Origin of the sequence: Photobacterium sp. GB-36 (assembly GCF_003026135.1) — a bacterium.
Classification (GTDB): Bacteria; Pseudomonadota; Gammaproteobacteria; order Enterobacterales; family Vibrionaceae; genus Photobacterium.
In genome coordinates this window covers 22011-35053 of sequence record NZ_PYNY01000024.1, presented here as the reverse complement: position 1 = coordinate 35053, position 13043 = coordinate 22011, and the positions used below count along the sequence as shown (strand labels likewise).

Here is a 13043-nt window from a genome sequence, read left to right as displayed (position 1 = left end):
TGTTCCCTATTCTACTTCTGCTTCTCCTGATGGTTGCACTTTATTTACAGCCCAGTTTTAAACCATTATTTGTTAAAACTAATTTAATTTTCTTTCTGACATATTTTTCACCGAACAGATAAATATAAACAGAAATAGTATTTCTATATAAAGATAAAATAGGTTTTATTATGAGCGAAAAAATGAATGTGGACGCACTTTTCCTAGGTCCTAAATCAGAAAACCAAGTATTCTTCAAAGAAATGATGGATTACGCAATTAGCGAACACATGCATTGGCGCTCAGACTTCCACCCAGAAGATGCACCTATGCTAAACCCTGTAATGCAACACCAACCAGATTTCCGCGATACACTTTATCGCACAGAAGGTATCTTACAGGGATTATCTGCACGCCTTAAAACTAAATCAGTGCCTTGGTTCTCTCCTCGCTATTTAGGCCACATGAACGCAGATACACTAATGGTATCAAACCTTGCATACGTGATGACCATGCTTTACAACCCAAACAACTGTGCACATGAAGCCTCTCCTGTGACCACAGAGCTTGAGTTAGAAGCAGGTCATGACCTATGCCGCATGTTTGGTTACGATGTAAATAAATCATGGGCGCACATTACTTCTGGCGGTACTGTTGCTAACTACGAAGGTGTTTGGGTTGCTCGTAACCTTAAAACAATGCCTCTAGCAATCGCTGCATGCGACAAGTCAAAAGACCTTGTTGAAGGCATGACTGAGCATCAACTTTTAAACATGAAATCTAAAGATATTTTAGATCTTACTGATGAGTTGAAAAAACGCGGTATCTTTGAAGAAGTTCGTGCATTAACAGCACGTGGTGTCGGTGTTGATGCCGGTAAACTTGGTAAATTCCTTGTTCCACGTTCTAAGCACTATTCATGGATGAAAGCAATGGACGTACTTGGCCTAGGTCAAGAGCACATTGTACCACTAGACGTTGATGGTAACTACCGTACAGACGTTGAAAAAATGCGCGAAGTAACCTTTAAATTAATGGAAGAAGGTACACCTATCTTAGGTATGGTATCTGTTGTGGGTACTACCGAGGAAGGTTCTATCGATGCGGTTCATGAAGTGATAAAACTTCGTAAAGAGTGTGAAGAGAAATACGGTTCATCTTTCTACATTCACGTTGATGCTGCTTACGGTGGCTATGTACGTTCTATGTTCCTTGATGACAACAACGAATTCATGGAATACGACGCTTTAATCGAACGTTATCGTAGCGATGACATCATTCCTGAAGGTGTTATCTGGCCAAAACGTGAAGTGTATGATGCATTCCACGCCATGTCAGAAGCTGACTCTATCACTGTTGATCCACATAAAGTGGGCTTCATCCAGTACGCAGCTGGCGCAGTGGCAATGAAAGACAAGCGTATTGTTGACTTGATTTCATACCATGCCGCTTACGTATTCGAAGAAGCGGGTGACGAGAACGAAGCGGATAAGCAAGTTGTTCTAGGTTCATCAATCATGGAAGGTTCAAAAGCAGGTGCAACTGCCGCTGCAGTATGGGCTGCTCATCGCCTAGTACCACTAACTGTAAGTGGTTACGGTCATGTGATTGGCCGTGGTATCGTGACGGCTGACTGGTTTGCGAAGAAACTCGCAACGGCTGAACCATTTGTTATTGACGGTCGTCGCTTTGAGGTTCGCCCTCTAATGCATCCTGACTTCCACATGGTCGACTTTACTTTCAAAGAAATCGGCAATGATAGTCTTGAAGCACACAACCACCTAAACCAACGTATTTACGAACTATGCTCTTACGCAACAGGCCGTACTTACACTAAAGACTTCCTAACTTCTTCTACTTCTCTATCAGAAGAAGAATACGGTCAAACTCCTCGTCTATACGCTGAGAGCCGTGGCTTTAGTGAAGACGAATGGAATACTGTAGGTTCTGTTTACATTCTTCGTTCAGCGGTAATGACTCACTTCCTACGTGATGAAATTCGTTTCAATAATTACTGGAATAACCTTCGTGATGTATTCACAAGTCTTCTAAGTGAAATTATTGATGAAGAAAATAAACAAAAACTAGCACATACTGCTGCTTAAAAAGGAAAATAAACGCCAGTCTTTAAAGACTGGCGTTCTTCTATATACGATGAAAGATATTAATATCTCGATTAATTATCGCCGTCTTTTTGTTATTGATGGCTAGTTAATTACGTCCTAATAACAATCTTATTAGGTATTTTTTCAGGATACACGTCATGAATAAAAAAGCTATTGGTGCGACACTGCTTATTTCTGGCACAATGCTCGGCGCAGGAATGCTTGCACTTCCGCTAATTTCTGCAGGCTTAGGTATTTATAATGCAATAATCTTATTAACCGTTTTATGGGCGGTAATGACTTATACCGGATTAATGTTATTAGAAGTATGTCTTAATTACCCAACCGGTACAGGTTTTGAAGCGATTGCTTATGATCTGTTTGGTAAACCTGGTAAATGGGTAATAAATCTATCATTATTATTGCTACTTTATGCTTTATCTTGTGCCTATATTGCAGGCGCATCCTCTATTTACAAGAGTGATTTAACCGATTATTTTCATATTTCGGTCCCCTCTCATATCATTGCGATTATATTTACGTTAATAATTGCAACCATTGTATTTATTAGCACCAAAGCTGTTGATATGGCTAACCGCGTTTTATTTAGTACTAACATTGTTATCTTTTTTACGCTTGTTATTACTATTATTCCATTCATTCATGGTCGGTTTTTAGTCAATATCCACGATTCATCCAAATATGCCTTAGCTGCTATTCCTGTTTTCATTACTGCCTTTGGTTTTCATGGCAGTGTTCCAAGCATGGTGAAATATATTGGCCGTGAAAATCCTAAAACATTACGGAATGTATTTATCGCTGGCGGTTTAATTCCTCTGGTCGTTTACATTGTTTGGGAAGTAACCATGCTCGGCTCGTTACCTCGATTTGGTAACCATAGTTTTCAATATATTGCACAGCATGGCTCAAATGTTGGGGTAATGCTTCAACAAATGCAGATATTCATTCAAGAAAATAGCATAATTTATCTAATTGGTGCTTTCTCATCCATCGCAATGTTCACTTCTTATCTATGTGTTTCATTGGGACTATTTGATTCATTGGCAAGTACCTTTAAACATGGTAATAATACCAAAGATAGATTAATTACTGCGGTACTATGCTACTTGCCACCCTTGGTTTTCACTCTTGTGTACCCGAATGGCTTTGTTCCTGCTTTAGGTGCCGCTGCAATTTTCTTGACTATATTAGCGATTCTATTTCCTGTTCTTGCCCTTAGAAAACTTCGTGGTAAACAACATCAAATTGAATATAATGTCGCAACAAATAATATCGTATTATTTGTTGTGGGATTAATTGGCCTACAAGTCATAATAAACCAGATACTGACATTGAATAATGCCGTACCTATTTTTAATTAAACGTAAATAAAATGATTATTGGAGAACACATGAATCATTTGAATTTAATTCAAGAGCTTAAAGATCGCGGTCTGATCGCTCAAATTACGGATGAAGAAGCTTTAAGCGAACGTTTAGCAAAAGGTCCGATTACATTATATTGCGGCTTTGATCCAACGGCTGATAGTTTACACCTAGGTCATCTGGTTCCTCTACTTTGCCTTAAGCGCTTCCAAGAAGCGGGTCATAATCCAGTAGCTTTGGTTGGCGGCGCTACTGGTATGATTGGAGATCCAAGCTTCAAAGCGACTGAGCGTTCACTTAACACTTTAGATACAGTTGCAGGTTGGGTGACAAAAATCCAACGCCAAGTTTCTCCTTTCTTGGATTTTGACAATGCAACAAACCCTGCCCGTATGGTAAATAACCATGACTGGTTCGGTAATATGGATGTTCTAACATTCTTACGTGATATTGGTAAACACTTCTCTGTAAACCAAATGATCAGCAAAGAATCTGTTAAGCAACGAATTAACCGTGATGAAGTAGGTATCTCTTTTACTGAGTTCGCATACAGCTTGCTGCAATCTTACGACTTCGCAAGTATGAACAAAGAAATGGGGATGGAACTACAAATCGGTGGTTCTGATCAATGGGGTAACATCACGGCAGGTATCGACCTTACTCGTCGTATGAACCAGCAGCAAGTGTTCGGTATGACAGTACCGCTAATCACAAAATCTGATGGTACTAAATTTGGTAAAACTGAAGGTGGTGCGGTTTGGTTAGATCCAACAAAAACAAGCCCATATAAGTTCTACCAATTCTGGATGAACACTGCAGATGCTGACGTATATCGTTTCCTACGCTTTTTCACTTTCCTTTCTGAAGAAGAAATTCAACAGATTGAAGAAGCCGATCGTAACAGTGGCAAAGCACCTGAAGCACAACGTATTCTTGCTGAGCAAGCAACGCGTTTAGTTCACGGTCAAGAGCAATTGGAAGCGGCACAGAACATTACTCGCTGCCTATTTGAAAACGATTTAGTACACTTATCTGAATCTGATTTTGCTCAACTAGCGCAAGATGGTATGCCAAGTGCTGAAGCTGAAAATGGCGATGATTTACAACAAGTGCTAGTTAAATCTGGTCTTGCAAGTTCTCGTGGTCAAGCAAAAACACACATCAGCTCAAATGCAATCATGGTTAATGGCGAGAAAGTAAGCGAACCATTCTATGAGTTTACAGACGCTGACAAACTCTTTGGTCGCTACACTCTGATCCGCCGTGGTAAAAAGAACTACAGCCTGATCGTTTGGGGCTAATGAGTATTAAGTTAGCTGATAGCATCAGCTAACTTATCGATTTATGCCAAATAAGCGTTATGTAGATTCACAATCGGTTCGCTCCCGCATTCATGTGAAGCTATGTCTTATTTGGCATTTTCATTGCCGTAATCCTGTTTAAACTTCTCTCATTTCACTTACTTTCCTCTTTTTTATCTCTACTTTTATTGATTTAGCCCCCCATCATCTCGCCATTATTCCTATTAGAGTACTGTGTATTCCTCCTATTTAGTGGTTAGAAGCAATATGACAACAATTAATCAAGAACGCCTTATTTCTCATTTTATTGATCTCATCAAAATCGATAGCGAATCAAAAAACGAAAAAGCGATTTCAGAAGCCTTAGCAGAACAACTCGAAGAGTTAGGTTTCAGCGTTGCTAAATTACCTGTGCCTGAAAGCATTTCTAATGGTTTTAACCTTTATGCCAAGCTTGAGGGTGAACTTGAAGATAGTATTGTTTTAAGCTGCCACATGGACACCGTAACGCCAGGCAATAGTATTGAACCGATTATTGAAGATGGGGTTATTCGTTCAAAAGGCGACACCATTCTTGGTGGTGATGATAAATCGGGAATTGCTGCCATCATCGAAGCGGTACGTACCATCAAAGAAAACAACAAAGCCCATAAAACAATAGAGCTGGCTTTTACTGTCCATGAAGAAGGTGGATTACAAGGCTCGAAGCATTTTGATATGTCATATATCACTGCAGATAAAGCTATTGTGCTTGATTCAGGCGGTGCTATTGGTGCGATTGTAACGAGTGCTCCCGGACAGCAAAGCTTAAAAGTGACTATTAAAGGTAAACCCGCTCACGCAGGACTTGCACCTGAAGAAGGTATTAATGCACTAACAGTAGCGTCTGATGCTGTGATGAATATGAAATTAGCGCGTATAGATCATGAAACAACCGCTAACATTGGCATTGTCTCTGGTGGTCAAGCAACGAATATCGTGATGCCTGAATTGTATCTTGCCGCTGAAGCGCGTTCACTTAACGATGATAAGCTTGCTACACAAGTTCAGCATATGGTTGATGTATTCAACACAACAGCAAATAAGCATAACTCGCAAATAGATATTCAATCTACACGCTCTTATAACGCCTACTCTATTGCTGATAATGACCCACATGTTATTGATATCATGGCTAGCTTTAAAGAAATGGGAATAGCACCATTTACCAAGTCTACCGGTGGCGGTAGTGATGCAAATATCTTTAATGAGAAAGGATTAAAAACCGTTAATTTATCAACCGGTATGAGCAAAGTACACACTACGGAAGAATTTATTACCGTCGAAGATATGACCAATATAACTGAGTTTTTATTTACTTACTTGACACAAAAATAATATTTCTATTAATAGCTTCTATCATTTTAGATAGAGGCTATTTAATCCCTAAAGAAATACCCTTCCCTCATTCAGCTTTTATTCAGTGTTTATTAATGCTCCCTCTGTATGATGTTGTAATAATTATAGTGTGATGAGGAATAAACCATGAAACAGACAATGAATAATGCCATCGACAAAGACATTTTTATTACCGCACTAAATGAATGTTACCGTCGACTGAATGATGCAAATCTAACCGTTAAAGATCTATCGAAAGAAGGCTTCACCTTACTCTTTAAATCTGCATACAAAGCAGTCACTACCAAATAAAGCAGGCTTAACTTCGTAAAAAAGCACTTTTGCCTGCTATTAATGAGTAATATTTTGAAGCAATTAGCCGCGATAGTAACGTTGAGGTACAAACGGCATTTTCTCGATTGTCATCGGTAATTTTTTACCGCGTACTTCAGCGTAAATTGTTTCACCAAGCTGATTTGATTCAGGTTGAATATACCCCATTGCGACAGGAATACCTTTTGTTGGGCCAAATGTTCCACTCGTTACAATGCCAATTTCATTATCTTCAGCATCAAACAACTTAGTCCCTTCTCGTACAGGCGCTTTTGATTGCCCCACTAACCCAACACGCTTTCTTGCAGCCTGTTTAGTTTGTAGTTGCTCTAAAATAATATCAGCGCCGGGGAAACCACCTTCACGTTCACCACCAGCGCGACGACTTGGCGTAATTGCCCACATTAAGCTGGCTTCAAATGGCGTTGTTGTAGGGTCAAGATCATGCCCGTATAAACATAATCCGCACTCTAATCGTAGTGAATCTCTCGCACCAAGACCAATCCATTCCACCTCATTAAATGCCAGTAACGCGCGAGCTAACTCTTCGGCTTTATCATTCGGCACAGAGATTTCATAGCCATCTTCACCCGTATAACCTGAACGGCTAACGTAACATTCAACATCTAATAACGTCACTTTAGCCGCATCCATAAACACCATATCGCTAACCACAGGGTTTAATTCAGCGAGTACCATCGCAGCTTTAGGGCCTTGTAAGGCAAGTAGTGCGCGATCTTCAATCACTTCTAATTCAACACCATCTGTTAAATGGGCTTTTAAATGGGCAATATCTTGTTCTTTACAGGCAGCATTCACGACAAGAAAAAGATGATCACCAAAATTTGTCACCATTAGATCATCTTCAATACCGCCATTTTCATTGGTAAATACGGCATAACGCTGTTTACCTTCAGGTAAATCAACAATATCAACAGGTACTAAGGTTTCTAATAATGCAGCGGCATGTTGCCCTTTTAAGCGTACTTGCCCCATGTGTGATACATCGAACAACCCAGCAGAATCACGACAATGTATATGCTCTTTTTTTACTCCTAAGCCATATTGCACAGGCATATCATAGCCAGCAAATGGCACCATTTTCGCACCCATTTCAATGTGTAAGCCATGTAATGGGGTCTGCTTAAGTTGTTGAGACATAGTTGCACTCCGTTATCTAGTTGGTGTCCATGTAAATGGTAACGTAATTATAAAACTGGTTGATGCTATAAACCGTTCGATGACACTAAGATGCCGTCACCCAAAGAATTAACGCATCTTCTTCACTAACAGATGTCAGCATGTGGCCCATTGTCGCGTCGTAATAGGCTGAATCCCCTTCGACTAAATGAATCGGCTCATAAAACTCAGAGAAAAAAGTGATTTCACCTTTTAACACCAGTAAGAACTCCTCGCCGTCATGGCGGATCCACTCGCTATAATCATCAAACGATCGTGCACGCACATGTGATTTAAACGGCATCATCTTTTTATTTGTTAATTGCGTAGCAAGCAGTTCATGTTCATAGGTTGAAGTGGGATGAGGTCGACCTTCACCATAGCGCGTAATATCACGTCTACCCGAGGCTGTGATGGTTTTCGGTGGTTCAAAAAGTTGTGGGATGTCGATAGCCAAGCCTGTAGCGAGTTTCTGCATCGCTTGAAACGTCGGAGATATTTGCTCATTTTCAATCTTTGACAAGGTTGAACGTGCAAGCCCTGTACGCTTACTGGCTTCTTCAAGGGTTAGACCTAAAGAAACACGAATTTCTTTTAGCCTCTCACCTAACTTTAAAGGCGCAATATGCTCTGCGGCTTGAGTTTTTTCGATCCGCATCGATGGATAAACATCGTGGATATATTCATCTGTCATATCACTTCCTTCTTCAGCTCAGCCGCCACAACTCTCGACCTTCATCATAGTTTCTTATAGGAAACTTAATAAAACTCACATCACAAAGTCATGATCTTTTTAAAAAAATGTTACCTATGAGGCATACATTATCGTTAAATCCATTTATAAATAGGTAATATTATGGATTTAGTGATGAAAATCAGCGTTTATTAACTAAATTTAAACTTAGTATAACCATGTTAGAAACAAATAAACATGACAAATAGCAAACGTTTGCGTAGAATCGCACAATAGATATTGAAAACGTGTTCCACTATAAGAAACTTTTATCAAATAACCATATAACCGGTGGGTTAAGGAGTACAAACATGGAATCAACATTAAAGTTTACCAGTAGCCACGAATGGATCCGTGATAACGGTGATGGAACAGTGACAGTTGGTATTTCTGATCATGCGCAGGGTTTATTAGGCGATGTGGTATTTGTTGATTTACCTGAAGTTGGTGATACAACAGATGCTGGTGATGCCTTCTCTTTAGTGGAATCAGTAAAGGCCGCTTCCGACATTTACGCCCCTATCACAGGTGAAATTGTTGCGATTAATGAAGATTTAGAAGACAGCCCTGAACTGGTTAATGAAGAACCTTATGAAGGCGGCTGGATTGCAACCATCAAACTTAGCGATTCTGATGAATTGGCAACATTAATTGATGCTGAAACCTATCTTGCTTCAATTGAAGAAGACTAAATTATAAAAACAAAGATCGGGTACAGCACTCGATCTTTGTTGCTTTGCCATTTACAGCATTACCGATGAATACCCTAAAGCCAGACACTGGTAACTAGGACAACGTTCAGGAAAGAACCATGACCAATACTCCTTTTCTTCAAGCCCTCAGTGACGATAATGATTTTTCACATCGCCATAATGGCCCTAATGCACTCGAACAACAGCGAATGTTAGAAACTATAGGTGTCGGTAGTATTGACCAGCTTATAGCGCAAACTGTTCCTGCTTCCATTCGTTTAACAGAGCCGATGACATTACCACAGGCACAAAGTGAAGCGGCAATGCTGGCAGAGCTAAAGCAAATCGCTGGCAAAAATATCATCAATAAAAGTTATATTGGTCAGGGTTATTACAACACGTTTACCCCAAATGTTATTCTTCGCAATGTATTAGAAAATCCAGGTTGGTATACCGCTTATACCCCTTACCAACCAGAAATCTCTCAAGGCCGTTTAGAGTCTCTGCTTAACTATCAGCAAATGATCATGGATCTAACCGCCATGGAGCTGGCTAATGCATCACTGCTTGATGAAGCCACTGCCGCAGCAGAAGCCATGACGCTATGTAAGCGCGCGAGTAAAAACAAAAGCAATGCATTTTTCATTTCAACCGATCTTCACCCTCAAACCATAGATGTTGTCACTACACGTGCAAAATACGTTGGCTTTGAAATCATTACAGGTAGTGCAGAAGATCTCGCGAAACACGATGTATTTGGTGCTTTACTGCAATACCCTGCTAGCAACGGTGAATTACAAGATCTAACCGACATTATTGACGCGGCACATGATAAGAAAACATTAGTCGCGGTGGCATCTGATCTACTGGCATTAACGGTATTAAAAGCACCGGGTGAAATGGGCGCAGATGTGGTTATTGGTAGTGCGCAACGCTTTGGTGTGCCGATGGGCTTTGGTGGTCCACATGCTGGTTTTATGGCAACCAAAGATAAACACAAGCGTACGATGCCGGGTCGTGTAATCGGTGTATCTAAAGATGCCAAAGGCAATCAAGCCCTACGTATGGCAATGCAAACCCGTGAACAACATATCCGCCGTGAAAAAGCGACATCTAACATTTGTACAGCGCAAGCACTGCTTGCCAACATGGCAGCGTTTTATGCCCTGTACCATGGCCCTGAAGGCTTAAAGAAAATTGGCCGTCGTGTTCACCACTTTACTGCCGTTTTAGCTGCAGGCTTACGCAATAATGGTTTTGAACTAGAAAACCAACACTTCTTCGATACGCTAACAATCAAAACTGGATCTCAAACTGACGCTCTGTATCAAAAAGCGCTTGATGCAGGTATCAACCTTCGTAAATACAGCGATAAGTTGGGGATCAGTATTGATGAAACCACCCTTGCAAAAGATATCGAGCAGCTACTTGGCTTATTTACCAATCAAGATCTTAAAGTGTCGATGTTCAGTGATGACATTGCCGCAGATGAGTTCGCAGCTATTCCACCAGCATGTCGCCGAAGCAGTGCATACCTAACCCACTCTGTGTTTAACCGCTACCATAGCGAAACACAAATGATGCGTTACATGAAGCAGCTAGAAAACAAAGACTACTCATTAACTCACGGCATGATCCCATTGGGTAGCTGTACCATGAAGCTAAATGCAGTAGCAGAAATGATCCCAGTCACTTGGCCTGAGTTTGGACAACTGCACCCATTTGCACCACAAACACAAACATTAGGTTATCAAGAATTAGCTAAAAACTTATCTGAAATGCTGTGCTCCATCACAGGTTATGATGCATTCTCGCTGCAACCAAATTCTGGCGCACAGGGTGAATATGCTGGTCTAATCGCTATTCAGCGTTACCATGAAGCCAATGGCGATAACCACCGTAATGTTTGTTTGATCCCAAGCTCAGCACACGGTACTAACCCAGCTTCTGCGGCAATGGTTTCAATGAAAGTGGTTGTGGTTGGCTGTGATGAGTTAGGTAATATCGATATTGATGATCTAAAAGCCAAAATCGAAAAACACCGTGATGCGCTGTCATGCATCATGATCACCTACCCGTCTACCCATGGCGTGTATGAAGAAGCAGTACAAGAAGTGTGTGATCTTGTCCATGAAGCTGGCGGTCAGGTTTATCTTGATGGTGCTAACATGAACGCGCAAGTTGGTTTAACTAGCCCAGGCTTTATTGGTTCAGATGTTTCTCATTTAAACCTACACAAAACTTTCTGTATTCCTCACGGTGGCGGTGGCCCAGGTATGGGACCTATTGGTGTTAAATCGCACCTTACACCGTTCTTACCGGGACATGTTGAAGATACAAATAGCGATGAACTGCAATATGCCGTATCTGCGGCAGCATTAGGTTCAGCGTCTATTTTGCCTATCTCATACGCTTACATTGCGATGATGGGAGAACAGGGTTTAACCCAAGCCACTGAACTTGCTATTTTAAATGCAAACTACGTGATGGAACGCCTTCGCCCACACTACCCTGTTTTATACCGTGGTACTGAAGGTCGTATTGCACACGAATGTATTATTGATTTACGCCCGATCAAAGATGCCTCTGGTATTTCAGAAGAAGATATCGCGAAACGATTAATGGATTATGGCTTCCATGCGCCAACTATGTCGTTCCCTGTCGCTGGCACATTAATGATTGAGCCAACTGAATCTGAAGACATAGCAGAACTGGATCGCTTCTGTGACGCGATGATTGCGATTAAAGAAGAAATCAACCTTGTTCAATCTGGCGAATGGTCATTAGACGATAACCCACTGGTTAACGCACCACACAGCCAAGTTGATATGATGGAATCAGAGTGGAACCACGCTTATAGCCGTGAAGTCGCTTGCTTCCCATCAGCACACACCAAAGCAGCGAAATACTGGCCGAGTGTTAACCGTGTTGATAACGTATTTGGCGACCGTAATCTTGTGTGTTCTTGCCCGAGTATTGAGAACTATATTGAAGACTAAAGCCTATTGATCACTGTTCGCCAAGTTAGAAACTAACTTGAATAACAAAAGGTGAACCATTTGGTTCGCCTTTTGTTTTTTTGGAGCAGTGAAATAGCTACTTTTTGAGATGATGTTAAACCATTTCTACAATTAATTTTTTTGTTATTCGATAAGCCTTTCAATAACCAGAGGGCACTGATTCTTGATCAAGTGTTCTTGCGTTATAGCCAGTGTATTCTTCTCAATGATCGTTAAATGCTCTCGTATTGATACGCTGACATTTCTGTTCTTGAGCCTGTCAAGCTGCTCTAGTTGTTTCAAAAATTCATCGAGCTTATTGATACTTCGAAATAACTCCAGATTTAAAGCAGGGACAACCCAATAATGCTTAGCATTGCTTAGCTGCTCAACCATATCCAAGCCTGCTGGATCGTAATCATAGAAAAAGCCTACTTCAACGGCATTGTTGTCAAAGCAGTCAATCAGAGTAGGTAGGTCTTTTTGGTTTTTTCCGTGACCACGGTAAACGAGCACAGCGGATTGCCATTCATCTGGCAAAGAGAGTACAACGTCTTTCCATCGAACCATTAGCTCGCCATTTTCGATAATAAGTACTCGGCTAAAACGCGGGAAATCTAGATCATCCAACTCTACAGAAGCTACATACCTAGCTTCTTTGGGTACATCTGGCTGGTTCTTTAAAGGGATATTCACATTACCAGCTAAGCTAATGAGCTGCTGAAACACACCACCTTTTGCAGACTTCTCGCTAATACCAGGGCGTGCAGTATCCATCCGAGAGTTGCTACTCTGTTGAAAGGTCAGAAGGTTTTGTCCCAATGTTGAAGAAAAATACTTTTCTATTTCCCTTAAATCTGAACGGGATAAAAGAATTGAATTGCCACTAACTGCCCCGACTTCTACGAGCCTGCAAACTTCAGTATTGGACTTGTTGGCTGGAATCCTCTCCCTTGAGTT

Annotated in this window: 10 protein-coding genes; 7 read left to right on the top strand and 3 right to left on the bottom strand. The window is 40.9% G+C overall.

Features of this window, described 5'->3' with window-relative positions; translation table 11 throughout:
* Positions 1–170 precede the first annotated feature (170 nt).
* The 5 genes from C9J46_RS17455 to C9J46_RS21685 all read left to right on the top strand — a co-directional run bounded on the left by C9J46_RS17455 (position 171) and on the right by C9J46_RS21685 (position 6459).
* Positions 171–2084, top strand: a complete 1914-nt coding sequence (locus C9J46_RS17455; RefSeq protein WP_107208415.1) for a pyridoxal-dependent decarboxylase — start codon at positions 171–173, stop codon at positions 2082–2084.
* Between the two features lie 158 nt (positions 2085–2242).
* Positions 2243–3466, top strand: a complete 1224-nt coding sequence (locus C9J46_RS17450; RefSeq protein WP_107208414.1) for an amino acid permease — start codon at positions 2243–2245, stop codon at positions 3464–3466.
* A 29-nt stretch (positions 3467–3495) separates the two neighbouring features.
* Positions 3496–4770 carry a tyrosine--tRNA ligase gene (tyrS, locus tag C9J46_RS17445; protein WP_107208413.1) on the top strand — a complete coding sequence of 425 codons (1275 nt, stop codon included), beginning with the start codon at positions 3496–3498 and terminating at the stop codon, positions 4768–4770.
* Between the two features lie 267 nt (positions 4771–5037).
* Positions 5038–6147: a M20/M25/M40 family metallo-hydrolase gene (locus C9J46_RS17440; RefSeq protein ID WP_107291285.1), complete on the top strand. Its 1110-nt coding sequence runs from the start codon at positions 5038–5040 to the stop codon at positions 6145–6147.
* A gap of 147 nt (positions 6148–6294) precedes the next feature.
* Positions 6295–6459, top strand: coding sequence for a hypothetical protein (locus C9J46_RS21685; protein WP_199187161.1), 165 nt, complete (start codon positions 6295–6297; stop codon positions 6457–6459).
* A 63-nt stretch (positions 6460–6522) separates the two neighbouring features.
* Here the strand turns inward: C9J46_RS21685 and gcvT are convergent, their stop codons facing one another.
* Complete coding sequence (gene gcvT / locus C9J46_RS17435) at positions 6523–7641, bottom strand: glycine cleavage system aminomethyltransferase GcvT (RefSeq protein WP_107291284.1); 1119 nt, start codon at positions 7639–7641, stop codon at positions 6523–6525.
* An 85-nt stretch (positions 7642–7726) separates the two neighbouring features.
* Positions 7727–8353, bottom strand: coding sequence for a helix-turn-helix domain-containing protein (locus C9J46_RS17430; RefSeq protein WP_005365619.1), 627 nt, complete (start codon positions 8351–8353; stop codon positions 7727–7729).
* Between the two features lie 350 nt (positions 8354–8703).
* Here C9J46_RS17430 and gcvH point away from each other — a divergent pair, with 350 nt between their 5' ends.
* Positions 8704–9084, top strand: a complete 381-nt coding sequence (gene gcvH, locus C9J46_RS17425; protein ID WP_107208410.1) for a glycine cleavage system protein GcvH — start codon at positions 8704–8706, stop codon at positions 9082–9084.
* 119 nt (positions 9085–9203) lie between these two features.
* Positions 9204–12083 carry an aminomethyl-transferring glycine dehydrogenase gene (gcvP, locus tag C9J46_RS17420; protein ID WP_107208409.1) on the top strand — a complete coding sequence of 960 codons (2880 nt, stop codon included), beginning with the start codon at positions 9204–9206 and terminating at the stop codon, positions 12081–12083.
* A 144-nt stretch (positions 12084–12227) separates the two neighbouring features.
* Here the strand turns inward: gcvP and C9J46_RS17415 are convergent, their stop codons facing one another.
* Positions 12228–12860, bottom strand: a complete 633-nt coding sequence (locus tag C9J46_RS17415) for a hypothetical protein (RefSeq protein ID WP_146144328.1) — start codon at positions 12858–12860, stop codon at positions 12228–12230.
* Positions 12861–13043 lie beyond the last annotated feature (183 nt).